This is a genomic window from Microbulbifer maximicatervae (SeqCode) (genome assembly GCF_052467065.1).
The window spans coordinates 2,658,114-2,684,074 of the sequence record NZ_CP174299.1 but is presented as its reverse complement, the minus strand read 5'-3'; the positions used below and the strand labels follow the sequence as shown (position 1 = coordinate 2,684,074).

24 protein-coding genes are annotated in these 25,961 nt (G+C 52.4%); 7 read left to right on the top strand and 17 right to left on the bottom strand.

Going from position 1 to position 25,961, the window contains the following annotated elements; translation table 11 throughout:
• The first annotated feature begins 373 nt into the window (after positions 1 to 373).
• Genes dusA through ACJJI1_RS11845 form a run of 3 tightly spaced genes read left to right on the top strand, consistent with a single transcriptional unit; the run spans position 374 to position 2,830 of the window.
• Complete coding sequence (gene dusA, locus ACJJI1_RS11855) at positions 374 to 1,351, top strand: tRNA dihydrouridine(20/20a) synthase DusA (protein ID WP_444956751.1); 978 nt, start codon at positions 374 to 376, stop codon at positions 1,349 to 1,351.
• 44 nt (positions 1,352 to 1,395) lie between these two features.
• Entirely contained in the window at positions 1,396 to 2,391 is a 996-nt protein-coding gene (gene tal / locus ACJJI1_RS11850) for a transaldolase (protein WP_444956750.1), read from the top strand.
• Positions 2,372 to 2,830: a tellurite resistance TerB family protein gene (locus tag ACJJI1_RS11845; protein ID WP_444956749.1), complete on the top strand. Its 459-nt coding sequence runs from the start codon at positions 2,372 to 2,374 to the stop codon at positions 2,828 to 2,830. The genes tal and ACJJI1_RS11845 overlap by 20 nt, the downstream gene beginning before the upstream one ends.
• A 43-nt stretch (positions 2,831 to 2,873) precedes the next feature.
• On the opposite strand, the gene ACJJI1_RS11840 is transcribed toward ACJJI1_RS11845, so the two are convergent.
• The 7 genes from ACJJI1_RS11840 to hrpA all read right to left on the bottom strand — a co-directional run bounded on the left by ACJJI1_RS11840 (position 2,874) and on the right by hrpA (position 11,998).
• Positions 2,874 to 3,392 (bottom strand): STAS domain-containing protein, encoded by a 519-nt coding sequence (locus ACJJI1_RS11840; RefSeq protein ID WP_444926747.1) that lies wholly within the window; start codon positions 3,390 to 3,392, stop codon positions 2,874 to 2,876.
• A gap of 220 nt (positions 3,393 to 3,612) precedes the next feature.
• Positions 3,613 to 4,791 (bottom strand): PP2C family protein-serine/threonine phosphatase, encoded by a 1,179-nt coding sequence (locus ACJJI1_RS11835; protein ID WP_444956748.1) that lies wholly within the window; start codon positions 4,789 to 4,791, stop codon positions 3,613 to 3,615.
• 38 nt (positions 4,792 to 4,829) lie between these two features.
• A complete protein-coding gene (locus ACJJI1_RS11830) occupies positions 4,830 to 5,732 on the bottom strand; it encodes an MlaA family lipoprotein (protein ID WP_413664483.1) in 903 nt (300 codons plus the stop codon).
• 127 nt (positions 5,733 to 5,859) lie between these two features.
• Positions 5,860 to 6,630 (bottom strand): HvfC family RiPP maturation protein, encoded by a 771-nt coding sequence (locus tag ACJJI1_RS11825; RefSeq protein WP_444956747.1) that lies wholly within the window; start codon positions 6,628 to 6,630, stop codon positions 5,860 to 5,862.
• On the bottom strand, positions 6,611 to 7,456 hold the full coding sequence (locus tag ACJJI1_RS11820) for an HvfB family MNIO-type RiPP peptide maturase (protein WP_444959383.1): 846 nt from the start codon (positions 7,454 to 7,456) through the stop codon (positions 6,611 to 6,613). Before ACJJI1_RS11820 ends, ACJJI1_RS11825 begins: the two co-directional genes overlap by 20 nt.
• An 88-nt stretch (positions 7,457 to 7,544) precedes the next feature.
• Positions 7,545 to 7,844 carry an HvfA family oxazolone/thioamide-modified RiPP metallophore gene (locus tag ACJJI1_RS11815; RefSeq protein ID WP_108731896.1) on the bottom strand — a complete coding sequence of 100 codons (300 nt, stop codon included), beginning with the start codon at positions 7,842 to 7,844 and terminating at the stop codon, positions 7,545 to 7,547.
• A gap of 239 nt (positions 7,845 to 8,083) precedes the next feature.
• Positions 8,084 to 11,998, bottom strand: coding sequence for an ATP-dependent RNA helicase HrpA (hrpA, locus tag ACJJI1_RS11810; protein WP_444956746.1), 3,915 nt, complete (start codon positions 11,996 to 11,998; stop codon positions 8,084 to 8,086).
• Positions 11,999 to 12,164: 166 nt separating this feature from the next.
• Between hrpA and ACJJI1_RS11805 the strand changes: the two genes are divergently transcribed.
• A complete protein-coding gene (locus ACJJI1_RS11805) occupies positions 12,165 to 13,658 on the top strand; it encodes a peptide MFS transporter (RefSeq protein ID WP_413664480.1) in 1,494 nt (497 codons plus the stop codon).
• 111 nt (positions 13,659 to 13,769) lie between these two features.
• Positions 13,770 to 14,888: an amidase family protein gene (locus ACJJI1_RS11800; RefSeq protein WP_444956745.1), complete on the top strand. Its 1,119-nt coding sequence runs from the start codon at positions 13,770 to 13,772 to the stop codon at positions 14,886 to 14,888.
• Positions 14,889 to 14,930: 42 nt separating this feature from the next.
• Here the strand turns inward: ACJJI1_RS11800 and ACJJI1_RS11795 are convergent, their stop codons facing one another.
• From ACJJI1_RS11795 to dnaX, 10 genes are all read right to left on the bottom strand, one after another.
• Positions 14,931 to 16,112, bottom strand: a complete 1,182-nt coding sequence (locus ACJJI1_RS11795; protein WP_108731893.1) for a vWA domain-containing protein — start codon at positions 16,110 to 16,112, stop codon at positions 14,931 to 14,933.
• Between the two features lie 100 nt (positions 16,113 to 16,212).
• Complete coding sequence (locus ACJJI1_RS11790) at positions 16,213 to 17,058, bottom strand: AAA family ATPase (protein WP_444906345.1); 846 nt, start codon at positions 17,056 to 17,058, stop codon at positions 16,213 to 16,215.
• A gap of 172 nt (positions 17,059 to 17,230) precedes the next feature.
• The gene (locus tag ACJJI1_RS11785) at positions 17,231 to 17,911 is read right to left on the bottom strand and encodes a YEATS-associated helix-containing protein (protein ID WP_108731891.1); all 681 of its coding nucleotides are present in this window, start codon (positions 17,909 to 17,911) and stop codon (positions 17,231 to 17,233) included.
• 415 nt (positions 17,912 to 18,326) lie between these two features.
• Positions 18,327 to 18,707, bottom strand: coding sequence for a hypothetical protein (locus ACJJI1_RS11780; protein ID WP_282934168.1), 381 nt, complete (start codon positions 18,705 to 18,707; stop codon positions 18,327 to 18,329).
• A gap of 196 nt (positions 18,708 to 18,903) precedes the next feature.
• A complete protein-coding gene (locus ACJJI1_RS11775; RefSeq protein ID WP_413664476.1) occupies positions 18,904 to 19,311 on the bottom strand; it encodes a YcgN family cysteine cluster protein in 408 nt (135 codons plus the stop codon).
• Positions 19,312 to 19,363: 52 nt separating this feature from the next.
• Complete coding sequence (locus ACJJI1_RS11770; protein WP_413664475.1) at positions 19,364 to 19,651, bottom strand: YcgL domain-containing protein; 288 nt, start codon at positions 19,649 to 19,651, stop codon at positions 19,364 to 19,366.
• The gene (gene rnd / locus ACJJI1_RS11765) at positions 19,648 to 20,778 is read right to left on the bottom strand and encodes a ribonuclease D (RefSeq protein ID WP_444956744.1); all 1,131 of its coding nucleotides are present in this window, start codon (positions 20,776 to 20,778) and stop codon (positions 19,648 to 19,650) included. Before rnd ends, ACJJI1_RS11770 begins: the two co-directional genes overlap by 4 nt.
• 9 nt (positions 20,779 to 20,787) lie before the next feature.
• Positions 20,788 to 21,393: a recombination mediator RecR gene (recR, locus tag ACJJI1_RS11760; RefSeq protein WP_444906348.1), complete on the bottom strand. Its 606-nt coding sequence runs from the start codon at positions 21,391 to 21,393 to the stop codon at positions 20,788 to 20,790.
• A gap of 30 nt (positions 21,394 to 21,423) precedes the next feature.
• Positions 21,424 to 21,768, bottom strand: a complete 345-nt coding sequence (locus ACJJI1_RS11755; RefSeq protein WP_444895118.1) for a YbaB/EbfC family nucleoid-associated protein — start codon at positions 21,766 to 21,768, stop codon at positions 21,424 to 21,426.
• A gap of 55 nt (positions 21,769 to 21,823) precedes the next feature.
• Positions 21,824 to 23,800 carry a DNA polymerase III subunit gamma/tau gene (gene dnaX / locus ACJJI1_RS11750; protein ID WP_444956743.1) on the bottom strand — a complete coding sequence of 659 codons (1,977 nt, stop codon included), beginning with the start codon at positions 23,798 to 23,800 and terminating at the stop codon, positions 21,824 to 21,826.
• A gap of 235 nt (positions 23,801 to 24,035) precedes the next feature.
• Here dnaX and ACJJI1_RS11745 point away from each other — a divergent pair, with 235 nt between their 5' ends.
• Together ACJJI1_RS11745 and ACJJI1_RS11740 are read left to right on the top strand one after the other, a co-directional pair.
• Complete coding sequence (locus ACJJI1_RS11745) at positions 24,036 to 24,563, top strand: RNA polymerase sigma factor (RefSeq protein WP_413664471.1); 528 nt, start codon at positions 24,036 to 24,038, stop codon at positions 24,561 to 24,563.
• Positions 24,564 to 24,901: 338 nt separating this feature from the next.
• Positions 24,902 to 25,954 carry a FecR family protein gene (locus ACJJI1_RS11740; RefSeq protein ID WP_444956742.1) on the top strand — a complete coding sequence of 351 codons (1,053 nt, stop codon included), beginning with the start codon at positions 24,902 to 24,904 and terminating at the stop codon, positions 25,952 to 25,954.
• The last annotated feature ends 7 nt before the right edge of the window (positions 25,955 to 25,961 follow it).

The following is a 25,961-nucleotide window of genomic DNA, read 5'->3' as shown; positions in this document are numbered from 1 at the left end:
GTTCACTCACTATTTATTTTGCTGATGTAGATAATTCAAATTACCAGCAAGTACAAACTGAATAAAACCTGATCTCTCTTTACCTTGCATATATCAGCCATCAAGGATCGAGTAAGAAGCTCCTGGTATATGAACCCGTTCCAGCTTTGACATCCACCGCAGATCTCTCACACTATTAGTTACACAAGCAACCGATAGGATAAGAGCACCCCTTATAAAGCCCGCCAACCATTATTCGAGTTCCACCTTGCTGTTCCGCAAGCACTCACTCCAGGAAAGGTGCCCGAAGTTTCACAATAAAGCCGCACATCACCATAGGCATCCCATATAATGGCGGCTACTCTGTTTTTATTAGTGTTTTACTCCGCAGTTTATGTCCGAATTTAATACCCACCGTTTCTGCACTGCACCACTTCTCGATTGGAGCGACCGCCATTGCCGCTATATGTGGCGCCTATTGAGCAAGCATGCACGCCTGTATTCGGAAATGGTGACCACCGGGGCAATACTACATGGTGACCAACAGCGACATTTGCAATTTGATGCAGCTGAACAACCTGTCGCCCTGCAGTTGGGGGGCAGTGACCCTCAAGAACTGGCTGAATGCGCCCGTATCGCCGAGGAATGGGGCTATAGCGAAATCAACCTTAACTGTGGTTGCCCCAGTGACCGAGTTCAGTCCGGGCGTTTTGGCGCCTGCCTTATGGCGGAACCGGATGTGGTAGCCGCAGGACTCACTGCCATGCGGGAAGCGGTATCTATTCCGGTTACCGTCAAGCACCGTATCGGCATCGACGATATGGAAGACTACCCAGGCCTGACCCGCTTCGTGGAGGCCCAGGCCAATGCCGGTGTGGATACCTTTATCGTCCATGCGCGCAAAGCGTGGCTAAAGGGGCTAAGCCCCAAGGAAAACCGTGAAATTCCTCCGCTCAATTACGACATGGTTTACCAGTTGAAGAAGGATTACCCCCAGCTGCAAATTGTTATTAATGGGGGGATCAATTCAATTGAGGAATGCCAGCAACATTTAAGCCACGTGGATGGTGTTATGCTGGGGCGCGCGGCTTACCAAACCCCGACAATCCTGGCCCAGGTGGACAGCCAATTATTTGGCGGTGAGACCGGCCCGGATGCCATCCAGGTGGTAGAGCAGATGCTGCCCTATATCGAGCAGGAAATGCAGCGCGGACAGCGCTTGAATCATATCACCCGGCATATGCTCGGGTTATTCCAGGGGCTTCCTGGTGCTCGACGCTTCCGCCGCCATTTGAGCGAAAATGCCCACAAGCCGGGGGCGGGTCCCGAGGTGCTTGAACAGGCATTGGCCCAGGTCACCCAAGCCGCTTAGACCGCTTTCAATATGTAGACCAGTGAATAATTAAGGGAGGAACCATGAACAAGTTGGAGCAACTCAAACAGCGCAGCCAGGTTGTAGCAGATACAGGAGATATTGAAGCAATTCGCCGATATTGTCCTCAAGATGCCACAACCAACCCCTCCCTACTGTTTAAGGCCGCCCAGCTCCCTCAGTACGACAACCATATCGCCGAGGCACTTCAGTGGGCCGAAAGCCACCAGGGTGGCTCGAACGCGGAAAATATTGCGCGCCTGGCCGCCATCAAACTGGCTGTCAGCATCGGCACGGAAATCTTGCAGTTGGTGCCCGGAGTGGTGTCCACCGAGGTCGATGCTCGCCTCTCCTTTGATACCCGCGCTACTATTGATTACGCACGCCACCTGATCGCCCTCTACGAACGCGCAGGTATTGCCAAAGATCGGGTATTGATCAAGATAGCGTCGACCTGGGAAGGCATTGCTGCCGCATCAGTACTGGAGCGCGAGGGAATCCACTGCAACCTGACCTTGTTGTTCAGTCAATCCCAGGCGATTGCCTGTGCCGAAGCCGGGGTGACCCTGATCTCCCCCTTCGTCGGTCGAATCCTCGATTGGCATATCGCCAACAGCGGCCGCGAGTCATTCCCTGCGGAAGAGGACCCGGGCGTAATCTCGGTGCGCAATATCTATGAGTACTACAAGTCCCGAGACTACAAAACCATTGTGATGGGCGCCAGCTTCCGCAATACCGGGGAGATTGAGGCTCTGGCTGGATGCGATCGACTGACAATCAGCCCTCAGCTGTTACAGGCCCTGGAGGACAGTGAGGCACCTCTCGCTGCTGGCCTGCCACCGGTATCCGCAACCAAGTCCCGGCCGACACAGGATCTGGCTGAAGCCGAATTCCGCTTTCAATTGAATAGCGATGCCATGGCCACTGAAAAGCTTGCCGATGGCATCCGGAACTTTGTGAAGGATCAGGAACGTTTAGAGCTATTGTTACAGAACCGAGTAAAGGGACAGCAGGAAATTCATGCTGCAACAAATCCGTAAACTGTTTGAGCAGATAGGAAATAGCGTTGATGTTGAAGCACGTGATGAAAAAGACGTGCGGATGATCAGCGCTGCGCTGTTAGTCGAGGTCGCCACTGTCGATCAAAAGCTCGATGAGTGTGAGCGTGAAACGCTCACACAGCTCTTATGCCAGCACTACTCTCTCGATCAGACTAGTGCCACAGAAATAGTCAGTGAAGCTATTGCCCAACGGGACAGAGCTACATCCCTGTTCGAGTTTACCCAGGCGGTGAATGAACAGTTCAGCGAGAGAGATAAATACCTGCTGATTTTGCAGATGTGGCAGGTAGCTTTTTCAGATGATGTTATCGAGGCTTTCGAGGAGCACCTGATTCGCAGGGTGGCAGAGCTAATTTATCTGCCACACGGACTCTTCACCAAGGCTCGCGCCGAAGCGAGGGATATGAAGCGTTGCTAAGAAAGGGAGATTTCCAGAACTGGGGATTAGGAGAGAATAAGCGCTAGTGATAATGCGCCGAAGATTTGGCAACCGGGGAGCATTCTCGCTCGAGGGTATGTACCAAGTCGCGAAAAGTCTCGGCGTTTTGCTCGTTCATGCTCATCAATACCCGGTGAGCTTCCAGCACCTTTTCCCGCGCAGCACATTCGTCGGGGCTATTACATACCAACGGCGTGGTGGGTACGCTCATATCGTGGACCGTGTCGCTGATTTCAACCAACGAATCAAAGCCCATAGCGTCCAATAGATGGCGGATACCTTTACCCGCAGAGAATACCAGCGGCTTTTCACAGCCCCGCTCCAGAGCGCGAATAGCAATCTTCGCCATCAGGCCGAGAGTCGTACTATCGACACCTTCTGCACCACCGAGATCAAATGCCACTCCGGCAAAGTCACCCCGTGCAAACATGTTGTCGATAAAGCTATCAAATGAGGTACAAAGGTTGAGACGAACATCACCTACTAACTTGATGACGTAGATGCCCTGGTGGGCCCCAACCATAATTTGCCCGGACTGCATAACAACCCCTGGCTCACCCGAATACACCTTTTGATAGAAGTGCAGGCGGATGGCAAAAGTTCACTGGTAGAGAACACAATAGCATTTGACGTTTTTGGCGCCTAGTGCAATTTTGTGCATAAAGTGGGCGGAGCTTACTCCTGACTATGCAGACTGACAAGTGCGATAAAGCACAAAATTCGACTTCATAGTCGAAGACTATCGATAGAAGTTTTAGGCATTACTGGCGGCCTAAAGTAAGAATCGTAATATCGTCCGGAAGGGCACCAAAAGTATCCATTTTTAGAGACTGACAGAGTCTGTCGAGTTCTCCCCCACTCTCTGAAATAGCCTGCAAAAGCTGGGCCTCTTTATCGAGCAGATCACCCTGTAATAATTCAAGTACACCGTCTGAACAAGCGACCAGGCGCCAAGCGGGCGGCAGCTCAGCACGCATCACTTGCCAATCACCCCGTTCAAAAATACCCAGGGGACGCCCTTTTCCCGGCAACCAGTCTGCACCCGCCTCACTAACCAGAGCCGGCATAGGTATTTGCCCGGCGACGGCATAGTGCAATTGCTGAGCACTACTATCCACAACCCCGACAAACATACTGGCGTGCTTGCCCAATTTTGTGGATAACAACTCGCCATTGACCAAATTAAGGACATCCAACAAGTCATCACTGAGGGAGTCCAGCTGGGCAAATAAGGGGCGCTCCCGCAAGCGATGCATAATGCTGTGCTTAATCAGGGCAGTAACCAGCGCAGAAGAGACACCATGGCCTGACACATCGACCAGGTAAAAGGCTACAAAGCGCTCACCGAACAAGCCGTAATCAACAAAATCACCGCTCAGGTACAGGGAGGGAACCAGCCGGTAGGATGCTTCCACACCGCTGGGGTAGTGATAGGGGGTACGGGGAAGTAAATGCTGTTGCAGTAAACGGCCAGCTTCCTGGTCCCTGCGCAGCAGCTCCACATGATCCCGCAGTTCACTGTTGCGACGCTCCAAGGTCACTTTATATTCGCGATTCTGCTTCGCCAGGTTTTCTTCACCGCTGATACGGCAGATCATGCGATCAATAGCCGCCGCTTCTTCCAGGGGTTTAACCAGGTAGTCTCTGGCTCCAAGGCGCATCGCTTGGAGTACATCATCGGCAGCACTGTCTGAGGCAATAATTACCGCAGCCACTTCTGGGGCAATACGCTTTATCCGCCGCAACACTTCCAGCCCACTCATATCCGGCAAATAGCGATCAATCAATACGATATGGAAAGCACCGGGGCTGAACTGGCCGATGCCATCTTCCCCGTTGTTGGCAACACTTACCTGGAAGCCAAAACGCGAAAGCGCCCCTCGCAAAAAATTGCGGGAGCGCTCATCGTTGGTAAGCACCAGGCTACTGGGGCCGGCCATATAAAGGCTCTAAAAAGTTATCTGCCCTAGGTGACAAATCAGTAGTCGGAAGCCTCTTCCACTTCACCCTGATCAATTGCCTCTGCGGCCTCTTCTTCGGTTTGAACATCCATTTCACCATCGACGATCAAATAGTCGCGGCGCTGCAGGTAAGCATCCCGCAAGAGTACATAGCGATCACCATGCAACAGGGACTCCGCTTGCAGCAGGCTGGCACGGCTCTGAATGATATCTGTACCCTTCAATGCATATTTGGTCGCGTCGTCATTTACATAGGTCAAGGGGTTAGTGTAGTAATCCACCACTCTGGCAGGAGTATCCCGTACAGTGGACGGACCCAGTAGCGGCAAAACCAGGTAGGGGCCAGAAGGCACCCCCCAAACAGCCAAAGTCTGGCCAAAGTCCTCGCCATCACCCTGCTCGAGACCCATGTGCTGGGCAACATCCAGAATACCGACAATACCTACCGTGGAATTCACCAGGAAACGACCCGCGTCATTGCCCGCTTGGCCCCATTTACCCTGCAGAACATCATTAAAAGTATTGGTAACTTCGCGCAGATTGTCGAAAAAGTTGCTGACACCGTGCTGCACGAAAATCGGGGTAATTTGGCGATAGCTGACAGCGGCGGGCTTCAACACATAGCGATCTGCACCATCGTTGAAGGAGAATATGGCCCGATTAAAACCTTCCCAGGGGTCGCGAAGTGATAAATCTTCGCCCTCGGCACCACCAAATTCATCGGCAGGATCAAAGCCGTACTCATCCTCGAGAGACAGGCCCCCGTCATCGGCACTGGCATCCTCTGCTCCGCTGGTATCTACCGCAGCCGGGTTTTGAGCTGCACCACCAAACGGATCTTGTTGCGCTAGCGCCCCTACTGGAGTAACAGCTATCAGAGTTGCCATTAACCAGGGCGATAAAGTTTTGCTTCCAAGCACAACCCTGCTCCTCTTATATCAAACTAGTGAGACCAAGGATTCTAACGCCCTAGTAATTCGTAAGCTACCCTCGGCAGCATAGCAGCTGGGATTTGCCAAAGATAAAGGAGTTTCAGGCAATCACAGGCTAAGCCTTTAAACCGGCAATAACCCCTTTATTCAGTAGTTTTTCTAATAAATCGGCACCAAAATCAAATAAGGAGTCACGACTAATATTGGGTAATTCCTGAGCCATCTGTTCCAATATTTGTAAGCCGGTGTAATCGCCCGCAGAGACCAACTGCAACAATCTGGCGGTGACGGCATTGATCTCCATAAAATTCACTTTGTCGGAACGATCCCGGTAAACGAAAAGGAACGTCGATACCTCCGGCGGCTCTTGGGGCTGAAAATCCGGCCCCAACCGATGCACTGGGTAGCGGTAGCTGAGGCTCCAAACGAGGGGGGAAACTACAGGAACTTGCTGTAAAACATCCCCCTCTATCGCCAGCCCTTCCGGTAATTCCACATCACTGACATCTAAAGCCAACTCTACCCACTCGTAGTGGGCAAGCTCCAACAGGAACGGAGGATCTTGTGGTTGTTCTCCCCGTTCGCTCTGTAAATATGAGAGAAACTCTTCACTGATCTGCAAAAAATACGGGCTAACGGATGTGTGTTTATGGACAAAATCACGCACCATTTGATGCCAGTCTTCGTCGCTATAAAGACTGCGCAATACCGGGAATCCACTGGCAACAAAGGACTCAATATTGCTGTAAATCAAATCTCGATAAATAGCGATACGCCGGTCCTCAATTTCTACCGGCGGCGCAACTTGATCCGGTGCGCGCAAATGGGCAGCAAAGTCCCGCTGCACACTTTTGAATGTCTCGGGTTTATCGACGACTGAGGACATAATTCTCTTCCACCTGGTGACTGGCCTGAATGGTTTTAATATGTCCTACTTCTTCAAGTAATTTGGGAATCGGCGGAATATTAAAATCCCGCTCAAGTAGCGTCGGCATCACACCGTGAATATCGTAGGCGCGATCGAGTAGTTCCCACACAGGATCAATAACCGGTGCACCATGGGTGTCCACCTTTAAATCCTCTGCCTCATCATAGTGCCCGGCAATATGTACGTAGCGAATTCTTTCAGTAGGTAGTGCAGATAGAAAGTCCAGCGCATCGTAGCGATGGTTAATCGAGTTTACATAAATATTGTTCACGTCCAGAAGCAAATCACAATCGGCCTCTTCCAGCACCGCATTTAAAAAAGCCAGTTCAGTCATCTCCTGGCCCGGCGCCGCATAGTAGGAGACATTCTCCATTGCAATCCGTTCTTCCAGTGCGTCCTGGACCATACGGATTCGCTCGGCAACATACATCACCGCTTCTTGCGTAAAGGGAATGGGCAACAAATCGTACAGATGGCCGTGATCTGAGCAATAACTCAAGTGCTCACTATAACCGCGAATATTGTGTTGCTTGATAAATTTTTTAATGGCTGCAACCAATTCCATATCCAATGGTTCTGGTGCACCAATCGAGAGAGATAAACCGTGAAGTAAAAAGGGAAAACGCTCTGTATATTCCTTGAACCAGCGCCCATAGCGACCGCCAACACCAATCCAATTCTCAGGTGCTACCTCCAGAAAATCTACGGTATCTGTATCAAGGTTTTCACCCATCATTGAGCGGCGCAATCCAAACCCAGCGCCTTCTACGGAAAACTCGCGCAACACTTTCAGGTCTCACTTTTTTCAGCGACAAATAAAAAACAGGGTGGATCGCTAAAGCGTATCCACCCTCTTTGAGTACAGCGAAAAATTACCCGCCACACTTACCTTCGCCGCACTTACCTTCTTTTTTCTTGCCTTCGCCGCACTTACCTTCGCCGCACTTGCCTTCTTTTTTCTTACCTTCGCCGCACTTGCCTTCGCCGCACTTACCCTCTTTCTTTTTATCATCACCATCGTGATCAGCCAGCGCCACGTTGTAGCCTGAGCTCAGGTCTGCTGCGGCAAAGGGGTTAGCATTGCTGTTGGCAGCAGATACATTCATAGCGGCAGTGGCGATAAACGCTGCGCCAACTGCGGCGGCTACAGGGGAAAGGTGCTTCTTGTTCATAGTGAATCTCCTAACTAGGTGTCCTTAGCAATAAAAAGTACAAGAGACTTTTTTCCACTCCGCAGAAGTATAATGCTGCGAAACAAAAATCAGTCATTGAATAGAACCCGCCACAAAATAACCGGTATCAAGGGGTCATTCTGGGCTCCAGGCCTGCTTTCAGTACTTCTGTCGGGCTCTCCATCAAATTCTTACACTTGATCAAAATTTTTTTTGTGATCTCTTTTCCATAGAGAAAATCAACCAAGCAAACCTTTCCCATCAATTTCTGCCCATGACTTGCTTAAGCGCTTGGATGACACCGGCATCAGGGTTTTTAGAGTCTGCGCGAATAAGGAAACACGAAATTCCTCCAACATCCAGCGAAACTCACGCAATTCTGCCTCTGCAGAGAGTTCTCTGGGTGAATATTTCTCCACTTGCGCCAAGTAAGGCTCCGCCGCCTTCTGGTATTCAACTTGCAGTTTTCGGTCACGGTTAGGGTCGAGAGCAGCCTTTTCCAAGCGCATTGCGATCGCCTTTAGATAGCGGCCGTACTGGCGCAGCCATGACAGCGGAGTATCAAACAGGCATCCTCGGTAGAAGAGCCCAGCCAGTTGCTGCTGGATATCCCCCACCGCCATTGCGACCGCCAGGTTTTTCTGCTGCTTGATTTGTTTGCGCAGTGGCACCAGCTGAGCCAGGGCCTTGACCAACAGATCACCAATCTCCTGGGCCACCCCCACCAAGTCACCGTCATTTTTCAAAGCGGCCAGGAATTCAGCTTCGGTGCGCGGTAACTCCTCTTTGGGCCAGAAAACCTCGCGCACGGCTGCCATCAAAATGTCGTCAGCTACCTCCTCACGGCGCCCCAGATCTGCTGCAGAAAGCCCCAGCTCCTTGCCACGCAGCAGCTCTTTGCGCAGATACTTCACCTTCTCCGGCAAGTGCAGCAGAGCCAAACGGCAAATACCGGCGCGAGTAAGCCTGCGAGCCTCGCTGGGGTTATCCAGTAGCTTCAGGGAGACACTGTCTTTTCCTTCAACCAGCGCGGGGTAAGCCCGCACCTTGAGCCCGCCCTGGTTGAGGGTATGGGTCTCTGGAAGATCACCGAAGTCCCAGCGGGAAATACCCTCCCGCTCAAAACTGTCGCCAGCCGTTGCCAGCCCCTGCTGTACCCTATCCCGGTAGCGCGCCTGCAATAGGGCCAAATCCCGATCTTGATCCAGCAATTTACCGGCTTCTTCCATCACCTGGATATTGAAACGGTAATAATCTTCCAGGGCCTGTTCCGCAGACTCCCATACCTCATCTGGCAGCTGCTGCGCTGTCTGGCGCTTCAGCTCCAGAGCCAACGACTGCCACAATGGGGTATTGTCTGCACGCAGTCGAGGCAAAGCCTTATCTATCGCAGCCGGCACTGGCACAAAATATTTACGCCACTGCTTGGGCAGGGCTTTTACCAGAGCGATGCACTTGTCCCGCAAGATGCCCGGCACCAACCAGGAGAGGCGAGCTGCCGGCACCTGGTGCAGTGCTGCAACCGGCACCTGTATACTGACGCCATCATCCACACTGCCAGGCTCAAAGTGATAGCTGAGCGGATAGACAATACCGCCCGCCTGCAACTCATTAGGGAATTGGGCCTCTCCCACATGATCGGCACTCTGCTGCATCAATAAGTCGCGGGGAATAAACAGCAGCTGTGTATCGCTGGATTCCGCTTTCTTGCGCCAGTGCTCAAATCCAGCCAGGTTGACGATATCCGCTGGGATACGCTCATCGAAGAAGCGGTACACCACTTCATCATCCACCAAAATATCCCGACGACGGGATTTGGCTTCCAGCTCTTCCAGGGACTTCAACAGGTCGAGATAGTGCTTATAAAATCGCCCCTTACCGCGATAGCGTTGCTCCACCAGCGCCTGGCGAATAAACACTTCCCGAGAAGTTTGCGGGTCCAGTTTGCCGTAGGGAATTCGGCGTTTTTCCACTAGCACCAAACCGTAAAGGGAGACCTTCTCAAAGGCCATCACCTGCCCGGAGCGAGCGTCAAAATGGGGTTCAAAATAATTGCGCTTAACCAGATGCTGCGCAGCGGCCAATATCCACTCGGGTTCGACCTTGGCTACGGTATGGGCGAACAGGCGGCTGGTCTCCAGTAACTGGGCAGACACCACCCAACGGGGAGGTTTTTTAAATTGACCAGAGCCTGGGAAAATATGGAAACGACGATTGCGGCAGCCGTTAAACTCCTTGTTTTCATCCCGCGCGCCAATATTGCCCAGCAATCCCACCACGATGGCCCGGTGTATCGCTTCGTATTCCGCCGGCTCTTTGTTTTCTTTAACTTCGAGATCGCGACAGGCCACACGCAGCTGGTGGTGGATATCTCTCCACTCGCGCATACGCAGCCAGGACAGGAAGTTTTTCTGGCACCACTTGCGCAACTGATTTTGACTCAGTTCCTGACGCTGGACTTCAAAGGCATCCCACAGCTGAACGAAGGATAAAAAATCCGATTGTTCATGTTGCCACTGGCGATGCTTTTCATCCGCAGCCTGGCGTTTTTCTGCCGGGCGCTCGCGCGGGTCCTGCACGGCCAGAGCGGCGACAATAATCAAGAGTTCCCGCGCACTGCCATTCTCTGCCCCCGCCAATAACATGCGGCTCAGGCGCGGGTCTAAAGGCAACCTTGACAGGGATCGCCCCAATTTAGTGACCCGACCCTGCTCATCTACCGCCTGTAATTCCTGCAGCAATTTATAGCCGTCATTAATCAGTCGTGGGTCCGGCGGATCGACAAATGGAAACTCGCGGATATCACCGATACGCAACTGCAACATTTGCAGAATGACTGCGGCCAGATTCGTGCGCAGAATTTCCGCATCGGTAAATTCCGGGCGCTGCTCAAAATCCCGCTCTTCATACAAGCGCACACAAACACCGGCGCTGACACGGCCACAGCGACCGGCACGCTGGTTGGCGCTGGCCTGGGAAACCGGCTCTATAGGCAGCCGCTGAATTTTACTGCGGTAGCTGTAGCGGCTCACTCGTGCAGTACCCGGGTCGATCACATAACGGATACCGGGCACCGTAATAGAGGTCTCCGCCACATTGGTAGCGAGTACGATGCGGCGACCTTTATGGCCGTGGAAAACTTTGGCTTGCTCCGCAAGGCTCAAGCGGGCATACAAGGGCAGCACTTCCAATTGCGCTATCTGTGCATCGCGCAAAGCCTTGGCGCACTCGCGGATTTCCCGCTCGCCGCTCATAAATACCAGGATATCCCCACCGCGCCGACTGCTGGACTTTTCCTCGTGCAGCAACTCCTCCACAGCAGTGACCACCTGCTCGTTGAGATCTGCATCCGTATCCGCTGCGGGGCGATAGTGTACTTCCACCGGGTAGGTACGACCCGAAACCTCAATAATCGGCGCATCGTCAAAGTGCCGGGAAAATTTTTCCAGGTCGATGGTGGCCGAGGTAATTATCAGTTTCAGGTCAGGGCGCTTGGGCAGTATGGTTTTCAAATAGCCCAACAGAAAATCAATATTTAGGCTGCGCTCATGGGCCTCATCGATAATCAGCGTATCGTATTTATTTAACAGGGGATCGCGCTGAATTTCAGCCAGCAGGATACCGTCTGTCATCAGCTTGACGTGGGTATGCTCGGTGCTGTGGTCGGTAAAGCGCACCTGGTAACCGACGGACTCTCCCAGGGGCTGCCCCAGCTCTTCAGCAATTCGATTGGCTACAGTGCGCGCGGCAATCCTGCGCGGCTGGGTGTGGCCGATCTGACCGTAAATTCCCCGGCCCAGTGACAGGCAAATTTTTGGCAACTGAGTGGTTTTACCAGAACCGGTTTCACCGGCAATCACTACAACCTGATTTTTCTCGATCTGCTCGGCGATTTCCTCCCGCCGCGCTACCACTGGCAAAGACTCCGGCCACTGCACTTCCGGCAACTTGCGCCGGCGCTCCTCCACCAGGGTCTCAGACGCTTGGAGCTGCTGCTCCAATTGGGCCAACATGCGATCTACCGGCTTGCCCTCTTTCTGGCGCCGGCGCACATTTTTGACAGTCCTGCGCAACCCATAGCGGTCACGCCCCATGGTCGCGGAGATTCGGGCCTGCAGCGCCCCCAGTACTTTTTCTGCTTCGGTGTGACTCATAATTCGTACAGCAATGGCAAACGCGGGATTATACCCCCTGAGCACCGCAGGGCTATCAAACCTTATTGTGGCGCTCATCTATACTGGTGCGAATAGCACTTCTTCTGAGGGGCACGGCCTTTACTGCTGGTGCAATTCCTCAGGGTCATACCTTGCGAGCAGTACTATGCAAGAGATCAAGCCCAAGCCCCCCGCCAGCGCAGGCCAACTATTTGGCCACCCCAAGGGACTCTTCCTGTTGTTTGGTACTGAGATGTGGGAACGTCTCAGCTACTACGGCATGCGTGGTATTTTTGTCTTCTACCTGACCTCTACAGCGACTGCCGCAGTCTTCGGCTGGGAACAACTGACCGATACCGAATTGCAATCCAAAGCCCTCAGCTACCTGGGCTGGTATGCAATGCTGGTCTACCTGACCCCCATTATCGGCGGTTGGATGGCGGATAATCGCTGGGGCCAGCGCCGCTGTATTATGTTCGGCGGCACCTTGATGATGCTGGGGCAGTTCGCCCTGGGATTCCCCCACGGTTGGCTGCCAAATGGCAGCCAAATTTATATGTTGTGGATCGGGTTGGCATTGCTGATTATCGGCAACGGTTTCTTCAAGCCAAATATCTCTACCATGGTCGGGGACCTTTACGAGGAAGGTGACCACCGCCGGGATACCGCCTTTACCATTTTTTATATGGGCATCAACCTGGGCTCTATCCTCGGTTACCTACTGGTGGGCTGGATTGGGGAAAAGGTGGATTACCAGCTGGCCTTTATCGTCGCTGGCCTTGGCATGTTAGCCGGCCTAATCCTGCAGATGACCCAAGCCAAGCGCTACCTGGGAGAAATCGGTGTAGAACCTTCTGCGCACCTGGAACTGAAAGACAAGAAAGATGAGGACGTCGATAAGCGCCGCCCGTTGACTCAGGAAGAGCGCGACCGCATCAAAGTTATTTTGGTGCTGGGTGTGTTTATCGTGATTTTTTGGGCCGGCTTTGAGCAGGCTGCCGGCTCAATGAACTTATTCGCCAAATATCGAACCGACCTGAATGTACTGGGGTGGGAAATTCCCGCCAGTTGGCTGCAGATGGTAAACCCTCTGTTTATTATTATCCTCGCGCCAATTATGGCCAGTATCTGGGTAGGCATGGGGGATCGGGAACCTAGCTCACCGGCCAAATTCAGTTTGGGGCTGGTTTTTCTCGGCGTGGGTTTCTTATCCATGTGCGGTGCCGCCCTGCAAATTGGCGATTCAGAGACCATTAAAGCGAGTATTTGGTGGCTGGTATTTGCCTATATTTTCCACACCATTGGCGAACTTTGCCTATCGCCAATTGGGCTCTCTGTCGTAACTAAATTATCTCCGCTGCGCTATTTATCCCTGATGATGGGGCTTTGGTTTGCCTTTATTGGTATTGCCAACAAAGGAGCCGCAGAGATCGGTAAACTCGTCGGTGTATCCGGTCCACTCGCAACCTTTGGCGGAGTAGCCCTGGCCGCTATTATTGCCGGAATTATCCTGTACTTTATTCGCGAGAAACTGGTGGACTGGATGCACGGTGCAGAAGAGGTTCATGTAAAGGTGGGCGAAACCACCAAGGAGGAACTGAGCATCACCGCCGATCACGACGGTGTACCGCCGAAGCATTTTAGCGGTAATGACAAATAAGGGAGCCAACCCATAAAAGGCGTATTTTGCGAGCACGGACCTCGCTCTTTAACGTTATCAGATTCCGGACCGCTAACAGGCGTACGTTTAGCGGTCAAAGATCTCTTTCAATTGAAAGGGGAGAAAAATACGGCAGGCAGCCCCGAGTGGTTCAATACTCACCCTCCTGCCAATAAAACCGCACTTAGCTTGCAGAAATTACTGGAGGCCGGCTCAACCTTTACTGGGTTTACTCACCTTGATGAACTCGCCTACAGCATGCAGGGGAGTAATTTACACTACGGTTCTGCCGACAACCCTAAACTGCCCGGCTATTTTTGTGGGGGTTCCTCTATGGGATCGGCCGCCGCCGTGGCCTCAGGAACAGCCGATATTGGCTTAGGCACCGACACCGGCGGATCGGTGAGGGTACCTGCAAGCTATTGTGGTTTATTCGGCATTCGAACCAGTCACTCACTTATTCCTACCGACGGTGTTATCGGTTTAGCACCCTGCTTTGATACTGTCGGTTGGTTTAGTCAAACTCCTTCATTACTTGTAGACGTCGGCAAAATTCTAATCCCGTCACAGCATTTATCCGCAAATAAAGTAACCCGCCTGGTTACTTGCCCCGAGATCAGTCAACTGGCAGATACGCCTATTCAATCAGCAATCCAGGAATTTATTCCTACATTAAATAATCAATTTTCTATCTGCGAGATTAAACACCTGTCTGACATTGAATTACTGGGCGAGCTGGCGGATGTATTCAGAATTTTGCAGGGCCGCGCCATCGCCAATACTCACGGAGACTGGTTGCGAAAATACCGGCCGGTATTTTCAGAGGACATAGCCACAAGAATTACTATGGCCCTATCAATTACCGATGATGAGATATCCTGGGCCAACGAAAAACGACAACAGTGGTGCAAGTTGATGGAAACATTACTACCGGACAACAGTAGCGTTTTACTAGTACCAACCACCCCCACAACCGCAATTAAGAAAGGGACCGATAGTGAATCCAGAAAATTACAAACAAATCGCCAGCGACTATTGGGTTTAACCGCTATTGCAGGGCTTTGGGGCACCCCCCAGTGTCATCTGCCGTTGTTTTCTATCGTAGAAAATGAGATTAATACTGGGGGAAAAGAGATAGAGAAACCCAGTGGCTTCTCATTGATAATGACTCCACGAAGCGATTTTTCGCTTCTCTCTCTAGTTGAGCAACTAACGAAATCCCACGAATAGCAGGTAGCACCTAAGGTGCTACCTGAAAAAGCGATCAGCTTTTTAACGCCCTTTAACCAAATAAGCGATGGCTCGATCCAATCCCTCCAGGGTCATCGGATACATATGCCCGTCCACCAGTCTCTGGGTCATACCGATACTGGGAGTATATTGCCAGTACTCCTCTCCTACAGGGTTCAACCAGATCAGGTTACTGTAGGTATCGGTAACACGCTCCATCCAGGCCGCACCGGGCTCCTCATTCATATGTTCGACACTGCCGAAACGACTGGTAATTTCGTAGGGCGCCATAGACGCATCGCCGACAAAAATTACTTTGTAGTCCTTGCCATAGGTGCGCAGTATTTCCAGCAGCGAGGTATTTTCGCTATAGCGCCGCTGGTTGTCTTTCCACACATGCTCGTAAACAAAATTGTGGAAATAAAAATATTCGAGATGCTTGAACTCAGAACGACAGGCGGAGAACAGTTCTTCACAGACGCGCACATAGGGGTCCATAGAGCCCCCTACATCGAAAAAGATCAGCACCTTAATTGCATTATGTCGCTCCGGCACCATTTGAATATCCAGTAACCCTGCGTTGCGTGCAGTAGAGGAAATGGTGTTATCCAGATCCAGTTCCTCTGCGGCACCGGTGCGGGCAAATTTGCGCAGCTTGCGCAGAGCCACCTGGATATTGCGGGTGCCCAGACTGATACTGTCATCCAGATTTTTAAACTGGCGCTTCTCCCACACTTTTGACGCCGAGCGATTGCGCCCCTTACCACCCACACGGATACCGCCGGGATGATAACCACTATTGCCAAACGGGCTGGTGCCGCCAGTACCAATCCAGCGATTACCACCGCTGTGACGCTTCTTCTGCTCCTCTAGACGCTTTTTAAATTCCTCCAGTAGTTTTTCCAAGCCACCGAGGCTTTGCACCTGGGCCTTTTCCTCTTCGGTCAGCTGCTTCATAAATTCTGCACGCAGCCAGTCCTCGGGAATCATTTGCTCGACAATGTCGTCGAGGGTCTCAAGGTCCTTAAAATAGGCGTCGAAAGCGCGATCAAATTTATCGAAGTGCTTCTCATCCTTGACGAGGCAAACGCGGGCAAGGAAGTAAAATTCCTCAAGGTCGGCAAATACCAGGCGCTGCTGTAATGCCTCAAGCAGGGCCAGCAGTTCGGTGATGGTTACCGGTAATTTATAGCGGCGTAAATTCTGGAAAAAGCCAATCAGCATAATAATTCGCAGTCAGCACAGAGAAAAAATAACACCCGGTTAAACCGGGCCGAAATCACCGAGGACAATTTCAGCCCTCGGTGACATTAACCAACACAGTTTAGCGATTATCGCGACGGGCCATAAACGCCAGGCGCTCCAGCATATGGACATCCTGCTCGTTTTTCAGCAGGGCACCGTAGAGCGGCGGAATGGCATTGCTGCTATCGCTGTTTTTCAGGATCTCCTCGGGAATATCATCAGCCATCAACAGCTTGAGCCAATCGATCAGTTCGGAGGTCGAAGGCTTTTTCTTCAGGCCTGGAACCTCGCGCAGCTGGAAGAAAATATCCATTGCCTCGGCCACCAGCTGCCCTTTGATCCCTGGGTAGTGCACATCGACAATTTTGCACATGGTGTCACGATCGGGGAAGCTGATGTAATGGAAAAAGCAACGGCGTAAAAAGGCGTCCGGCAATTCTTTCTCATTATTGGAAGTGATAATTACGATGGGGCGCTGCTTGGCCTTGATGGTTTCGCCAGTCTCATAGACAAAGAACTCCATACGATCCAGCTCAACCAGCAGGTCGTTGGGGAATTCGATATCCGCTTTATCGATTTCATCGATCAGCAGCACCACGCGCTCTTCTGCCGCAAAGGCCTCCCAAAGCTTACCGCGCTTAATGTAGTTGCCAATATCGTGAACCTTATCCACCCCCAGTTGGGAGTCCCGCAGGCGGGATACCGCGTCGTACTCGTACAGGCCCTGCTGGGCTTTGGTGGTGGATTTAATATGCCACTGAATCAGCTTTAGTCCGAGGCTCTCTGCTACCTGCTCGGCGAGCAGTGTTTTGCCGGTGCCGGGCTCACCCTTGATCAATAGTGGGCGCTGCAGGGTAACGGCCGCATTCACCGCCATCTGCAAGTCGTCGGTCGCTACATAGCTTTCGGTACCGGTAAACTTCATAACTGCTCCAATCCTGTCGTCGAGGCTAACTATCTCTTTTAGCGAATGATAATTGAACAACAGGTTGGGGGCGAGGCGGTAACGCTCAATTTGGATGACCAGCTTGCGCTGGAGGAATTTGCCAGTCCCGCAGGGCGAGCCTTGAAAGTACGCGTGGGCTTACCGAAGCAGCCTAGGCCATCTGGGTACTGCGGCGGTGTACAACCTGGCGACCTTTGCCGGTGATATACCAGCGGATGCCCAGGTGACTGTGAATTTTCCCGACCATCTCCAGCACCAGCAAGCTATTCAAGGCGCGGGCTATAGAATTGGTTTCCATACCGCTGTCCTGCACCATGCCGGAAAGAGACCGAAATACACACTCCCCGGTATTTAACAAATGCAGCACCTGTAGGGCATTGTCATCCAATTTACGGATCTGATTGAAATCGATGGTCGGCCCCTGCTCGGGATCGCCCTCAATTTCATGCTCCAATAGGGGCATCATTTCCAACTGCATGGTGCGCAGCTCCTGCTCCATATTCTCTACTCGGGCGCGGGCAATACTGGCGTCGCGCAACTGGCGCCGCGCGGCGTTAAACACGAACATACGGGACGCAATTGCAGCGAGCAGGCAGTAACCGGTAAAAATCAATAAACGCGAGGGGTCACCCTGGATTTCTATCAACAAGTCACTCTGGGTGAATTTAAGGAATATCGGCACCATCAAGGCGCCACACAGCCCCATAATCAGGCAACGTGCGAGCCCCGCTGGATCTTCTTCGGTAAACAGCATTTGATAGTAATTGACCAACCCACCCAAAATGCCCGAAACCAGCATTACTGCAGTCAATATAAGCAGGTGATCGAGCATCAGTATTCCTCAGCCATTCGGCTCTCACTGCCAATCCGGGCAAGTGGGTATTGAACTGAATATTTCACTCTATTCACGACTGCCCTTGCCCTCTTCCCCTATTAGGTGCGAGGTATTTCCCACATGCTGGATACAGCCGCCTCTTGTTGTTACTGGATACCTGGCAGAAAAGTGACACGGCTTTTACATTGTTTTGCATTGCGCCACAGCGGGAACCAGCTTAATAGATATAGCAGCTGTCATTGACTGGGGTTGCCGGTCTAAAGGGTTTTAGCGCCTTTGATACGAGCAACCGAGTGAAGGCCTGGATATAGGCGTCGAGGAGGGACGATGGCTGCGCAAGTGAATTAAAGTGCAACAAAAAATACTGGGGGAATGGCTACCCTGCCCTCAGGCATGACAGCCATATCTTGGGTTATTGTTCGTTAAAGTAGGGATCTTCATCAAAGCGACGACGCCTGTCCCGGCGAAACCTCATCAGCAAGCTGACAATCCCCCAAACAACCATGATCGCCAGGGCTCCACCCGAAGCGAATATCAAATTGGTAGTGACCTCTGGCGCCGCTCCATTTTCTTCAAACAGCGTTTGATAAACAAATAGCGGCAACACCGGCACAGCAACTGACTCCGCTACAGAGGTCTTTGCCGGCGCCAGCAACACCGCCGCAGCCACTAACAGTAGAGTCTGGCGTACCCAACTCCAGCGCCAATTGCGCATAAACCACCAGCCCGCCAACAGCATAACCAGTGTTGAAGCGGCGTATACCATCCAGGCAAATTGGAAATCTTCTGTCATTCTCTCACTCTACTTTCTGGCACACCGATTTAATATCGGGCATATATGCCAGGGTCCTTTACATCGTCACTCGCTCGGAACCGGCATATTTACGCCGCTTCGCAGACAAGCACTGCCAGCCATAAATCGATCCGAAGAATGATTTAATTATGCGCAATATTCAAAGGCGTTCAAAGGTCGCAGTTCCCGTTTGCGATCAACCTTGTTCAACCCAAGAGACAATATGATCCTCCATATCGTCTGAATGAACCGACTCTTCACTGACAACGCGCCCACGCACCGATATCCCCGCCCGATGTACGGATTCCGGGTCCCCCGACACCAATGGGTGCCAGTCTGCAAGAGGGCGCCCTTCCGCAAGACTGCGGTATGCGCAGGTGAGCGGCAACCAATCGAATTCGGCAATATCCTCTATACGCAACTGAATGCATCCTGGGACATGGGCTTTGCGCTGGCTGTACTCACTGCACTGGCAGGAATGGGTATCCAACAGGCGGCAGGCCACATTAGTGAGGTAGACCTCACCCGTATCCTCATCCTCCAAGCTGTGCAGGCAGCAGCGACCACAACCGTCACAAAGCTGCTCCCACTCGGATCGACTCATTTGCTCCAGCGTTTTCCGCCGCCAAAAAGGCTCCTGTGCCATTTAGCTCGACTCAGCGTTGCAACTTGCTGTTCTTCAGCGCGATTTCACTCATTTCGGAATCGGCTATTGGCGGCATCTGTAAGTAATAGCCGCGAGTGAGCACCTCTTTGAGCAACTTGTCCGCCTCTGCACGGGCCAGCTTTTTGTCCGGCGTCACCAACATCGTAGTGACGTGCTGCGGCTTGCCGAAAAGCTCTAGTAGATTTTTGGGAACCCTCGTAGTGCCTTCGCGCTTATCCACGTACAGATACATTTCGTCTTTATTTGGACTGCGATAAATATCGCATAAAACTTTCACTTCAATTCCTCTTTACGCAATTGTTTCAGAGCTTCGAGCAAAGGATGGCCAATCACATCGGCCCGCCACCCTCTGAGCCGCCCCTCTAACTCGGGTAGACGGGCCTGGACCAAGGCTTCCAGCTCTTTTTTGCGAATTAATATTTCGGCAGGCAACCCGGCCCGCTCGGCAATAGACACCATCTCAAGCCGCAGTTGCTTGAGGATCTCTCCCTGCTGCCGGTTGAGGGGCTGCTGCATTCGCGCAGGTGGATCGCTTCTCTCGCAGGCTTGGGCAACGATTTTTAACAGGGCCTCGCCATGCTCACGCAGAGCTCGCCCTTCCATACCCAGTTGGCTCAAGGCACCTCTATGCCGAGGCAACTGTTGGGCCAGGCCGAGACAGATATTCTCTTTCAACAAGTGATTGCGCGGCATATTCAGCGCCCTGGCCTGCTTTTCGCGCCAGGCACACACATCCTGTAGCACTGCCAGTTGTTTACTGCGCAGGCGCCAGGCACCTTTCACTTTTTGGTAGTAAATCTCAGGTGGGCTCGGGTTTCGAGCCGTGACCACCAATGATGCACAGTCTTCCTGCAACCACTCCAGGCGCCCCTTCGCATTGAGGTCCTTTACCAGTACGCCGTAGAGTACCGGCAACCAAGCGACATCGAGGGCGGCATAGGTTTTTTGTGCATCGCTGAGAGGTCTCTGCAGCCAGTCCGAGCGGGTTTCACTCTTGGGCAACTCTATATGCAGTAGCTGGTTAACTGTCGCCGCATAACCCAAGCCTGCTCCCATACCACAGATTGCAGCGGCAATTTGGGTATCAAAAATGGGCTCGGGAATCACGCCTAGCAAGCGCTCCAGGGTTTCCAGGTCCTCACTACAACTGTGCATGATTTTAGTGACAGCGGTATCGAGCAAGAGGTCGCGAAGCGGCTGTAACTCCTCAATCGCCAAATTGTCGATCAGGTAGCAGTGTTTTCCATCACCTACCTGGACCAGGGCCGGCTGGGGATAAAAAGTACGACTGCGCATGAACTCGGTATCCAGGGCTACCGCACTCTGCTTGCGCCATTCTGCACACAACTCTACCAGCTGCTCGTAACTGTCAACCCAGCGTGGAGTGGTATCTATTTCTGTCATCGATATCACTCAACTGCCGGAAAAAAATGCGGTTCGACTATTAAAGGCGTGGGCGAGAGTGCCGCCATCGATATATTCCAATTCTCCGCCGATGGGCACACCGTGGGCAATCCGGCTCACCGTCACCCCCTGGGCACGAGCTCTCTCCGCGATGTACTGCGCGGTAGCTTCACCTTCTACCGTAGGGTTAGTGGCGACAATAAGTTCGCGCAACTGCTCAGTAGCGAGTCTCTGCTCCAGCAAGTCGATCCCCAGGTCCCCCGGGCCAATGCCATCAATGGGCGAGAGATGCCCATGCAGGACAAAGTAGCGACCGTGGTAATTACCGGCCTGCTCAATAGCCAGAACATCAGCGGGCGTCTCAACCACGCAAAGTGAGTCCTGCTCGCGCCGGCTATTGCAACACAATGAGCAAACGGGCTCCTCTGTCAGGGTGCGACACTGCCCACAGCGCCCCACTTGTTCCACCGCTCGCGCCAAACTCTGGGCCAGCAGGGAGGCAGCTTCCCGGTCTTTTTCCAATAGGTACATCGCCATGCGCTGCGCGGACTTGGGGCCCACACTGGGCAGACAGCGGAGCGCGCGGATCAGCTCTTCAATCAGGGGACTAAACATACAAACTCAAAACCAGTGGATGGCCACTTCTTAAAAGGGGAACTTAAAGCCTTCAGGCAAATTGATACCTGAAGTCAGGTCTCCCATCCCCTGCTTTTGCAGTTCCTGTGTTTTTTCCTCTACACGACGCACAGCGTCGTTGACCGCAGCGGCCAGCAGGTCTTCCAGCATTTCCTTCTCTTCGGTCATCAGGGAGGGATCAATTTCCACAGATACCACATCGTGGCGACCATTCATCGTCACCTTGACCATACCCGCCCCAGACTCACCGCAGATGCGAAGCTCAGTCAGGTCCTGCTGCATCTTCTGCATTTTTTCCTGCATATCGGCCTGCATTTTCTGGGCCTGCTGCATCAAATCGCCCAAACCTTTCATAGGTAACCTCTATCTTGTGCATGTGGCCCCGGAATAAACCGGGCCCTAATTGTCATTAATCTTCTACTACTAGTGATTCTACGGAGCCCGGCACCAGTTCCGCACTCAATTCTGCCTGTAATTCTTGAACCAGTGGGTCAGCGACCAGTGCATCCTGGGCAGCTTCTAGCCGCGCTTGGCGGGTAGCTGCGACTAATCGGGCGGGGGTACTCCCATGTACCTGCCCTACTTGTATCTGCGCTACCACAGGCTGTTGGAAGAAGTCAGCCAGAGAGTCCCCCAGACGCCGCTGGTGAACTTCGTCGTAGAGGCTGCTGTAAGATTCATCCAGGGTGAACGAGAGTATATTGTCCTGCCTGCCCACCATCTCCAAGTGCTGGGCAATAGAGTGCAAAATACCGGTAATACCCAGCTGTCCATACATTACCGGCCAACTGCCAGGCGTTAATGCTTCCAAACGCCCTTTTGGCACTTCCTGACTGCGGCTTTCTACCGGAGCCTCCCGCGAGGTATTCACCGTATTTTGTGGTACTGGTTGCTGTGGTGCCGGCGCCGACTCCACTTCCGCAACTCGCTGGCGAAGCTCGGCCAGGACATCTTTACGCTGGGGACGCTCTTCTGCCACTCCCTGGACAGGAGGCGGGCTTGTAATTTGCTCCGGCTGAGCCTCCGTCGCTGGCTCACTGATCATTTCAGTTGGGGCTGCAGGCTCTACCTCCCTTTGCTCTGCCTGATTCTGCAACGGCTGCAGGCCCTGCACTGCCTGCGGGGGAGCCACATCAACCTTTGTAACAGCCTGCGGCTGTGCCGCTTCAGGCTTTTTTGCCGGACTGACCTCCGGTACTTCTGGCGCTACAGTGGCCTGTGGCTGTAGCGCATCTAGAGCTGGTGCTGGTGAAACGGATTCGGAAGCCGATGGCAGTGGAGAACGGGGAATATCCGCAACTCCCTGAGGACGGAAGGCCAGCATCCGCAGTAGAGCCATTTCAAAGCCACTGCGCTGATCCGGGGCCAAGGGCAAGTCACGCCGGGCCAGCAGGGCCATCTGGTAATACAGCTGCACATTTTCCGGGGCGATACGCCCAGCTAAATTTCTCAGTCGCTCACCATCACCCAGGGAATTATCGATAGATTGCGGCAACACCTGAGCCACTGCGATACGGTGCAGGTTATCGGCGAGTTCTGCCAGCGCAGCACTGTAATCAGGGGCCTGCTGAGACAACTCAGCAACTGTGGCAAATAAAGCCTGTGCGTCCTCTTCAGACAAGGCTTGCAGCAGCTTCCACACCAAACCGGTATCGATACTGCCCAGCATACCGCGCACTTCTGCCTCGGTAATTTGCCCCCCACCAAATGCGATGGCCTGGTCAGTAAGACTCATCCCATCTCGCATACTGCCATCTGCGGCGCGACCGAGATGCCACAGGGCCCCTTCTTCAAACGGAACCTGTTCCTGCTCCAACACAAACTTCAAGTGCCCCACAACCCGCTCGGGGCTCATATTCTTCAGTTTGAACTGGAGACAGCGGGACAGCACGGTAACCGGCAACTTCTGCGGATCAGTCGTTGCCAGTAGAAACTTCACATGGGGAGGCGGTTCTTCGAGGGTTTTTAACAGCGCGTTAAACGAGCTGTTCGACAACATATGGACTTCATCGATCAGGTAAACCTTGAAGCGGCCCCGGGTCGGTGCGTACTGCACGTTCTCAAGCAGTTCACGAGTATCTTCGACCTTGGTACGCGAGGCTGCATCCACTTCGATCAAGTCGACAAAACGGCCATCAGCAATCTCATTGCAAGTGTGGCACTGGCCACAGGGTTCAGAACTGACTCCCTCTTCACAATTCAGACACTTGGCCAGGATTCGTGCAATCGTGGTTTTACCCACACCACGGGTACCGGCAAAGAGGTAGGCGTGATGCAAGCGACCATTATCCAGGGCGTTGATCAACGCCTGGAGAACATGCTCCTGTCCCACCATCTCGCGAAACAGCTTCGGCCGCCACTTCCGTGCCAGTACTTGATAACTCATTCAATCTCCGGTGCTCGACACACCTCTGCAAGGTCTTATTGTCTGCGCATGTGGCGCGGCCGCCATTATACCGGCATCCATCGCCAGGCATAGAGAATCGAAGAGTGTGACCAGTCAAGTTCTATCGTACCTCTCGTAGCGAAACCAATGCTTGTGATATAACTGTGCGCCAGCTCGCACTAAGAACAATCAGTCCATAACTACAGCGAGCAGGGTACGGGGATCACGATCAGTAATGAATAAGGCCAGGAAGACGCTTCTTGAAAGGCTGTTTACCGAGCACGGACAGGCCTTGGTACGCTTTGTCTCTCGCATTGTAAAAAGCCCTGACGATGCCGAGGATATCGCCCAACACGCCTATCTACGCCTGCAAAAACTCAGCGATGAGAAGGAACTTGAGAATCCACGGGCCTACCTCTACCAGATTGCCAATAACCTTGCTGTGGACCAGCTGCGCCGAGGCAAGCTTCATGTAGAGTATGTGAGCCAGCAGATCCCCATGGAGGGTGAACCCTACACCGACGACCACGCGGACCACCAGTCACCAGAAAGATTACTGGCAGCCCGTCAGCAGTTGCAGTCGATATACGAAACCATGGACAAACTGCCCCTTAAGTGTCGCCAGGCCTTTCTATTGCACAGGACCCGGGGCCTCTCCTATAGCGAGATAGCTAAGGAGATGAATATCTCCGTGAGTAGTGTGGAAAAGTATATTTTGCAGGCTTTGAAAGCGTGTCGTAAGAAGGTAACTCCTGAAAGGTGACCTTCAGTCAGTTGCGCCACTTGTGACATATATCCTTAAAATAACGATAAAAAAATGAACTACCAGTATTCACACCTTAACAACAACTCCACAAAATTATTTGAGGGGGGAAGCTGTTCAGTCGTCTCAGCTTCGAAGGACCCAATTGAGTAAACCTAAATACTCTACATACAACAGAACATTTTACTGCAATTCAGTAAAAACTCGTTGGAATGACATTTTTATTCGACGGTATGCGCGGTAGAGGTCGCACAAATCCAGAAACTTTGAGTAATATGCCGCCCTGAATATCAAAGTACTAAAGTAACACTTCGTAAACCCAAGATGCTAGAGCAACCATGATGACTAACCCTAAGCAAACAATAAGTGAAGAAAGCCTTGACCAGGCTTGCGCTTGGGTTGCTCGTTTGCGCTCTGACTCGATTACATCTAGCGACCGTCACCAGTTCAAGAAGTGGATTTCCCAAGAAGAGAATCAGCTGGCTTTTGCCGAAATCACTGAACTCTGGGGAGACCTGGGTGCCTTATCTCACCTACCGGTAGATACATTGTTCCCAGAAAGCATCCCCACTCCGCAAAATAGAACTGCGATTTGCTCAGTATCCACCGATAACGCACAGGGGCAACAAAGCTCAAAGCAATGGACATTGCCGCAGTGGCTTATAGGCGGCGGTCTAGCAACCTGCGGAGCAATAGTTGCCCTGTGGGTTGGATATCAGGGTATGGGCGGCGAACTCAAGGCTCAAATATATGCGACTGAACGCGGACAAATACAGACAATAAACCTGTCCGATGGCTCAGAAGTAAAGCTGAACTCCAATAGTGAACTGCGGGTGATCTATAACCGCAATGAGCGCCGCACTGAGTTAGTTCGAGGTGAAGCCTTCTTCGAAGTGGCAAGGCAAACTTCTCGCCCCTTTACTGTTACTGCCGGCAGCGCCAATATCCGCGTATTGGGAACCGAATTTAACGTTGAACTCAACCCACAGAGCACAAGAGTGTCTGTAACTGAGGGCACAGTCTCAGTCAGCGAAACCGATAGCGCTCCCGGCTTGGAGCCTGAATCAGTACAATTGGTCAAGAACGAGAAAGTCAGCGTTTCTGAAAGAGGACTCAGCCCAATTGGTCAAACATCACCGGAAGAAGCTACCGACTGGACGAAAGGACTGCTAGTCTTTGAAAAAACCCCACTTAAGGACGCTTTAACCGAGTTAAACCGCTATTTAGCTGTTCCAGTTGCCGCTTCCCCCCAAGTAGAGGACAAATTGGTTTCAGGAACCTTTGAGATCTCCGACCCGGATAGCACCTTGAAAGCAATCGCTACTGCGCTCGATTTACATGAAGACCACAGCGACTCCAACCTGACTATCTTGTCTCCCGCACATAACTAGGTTATAA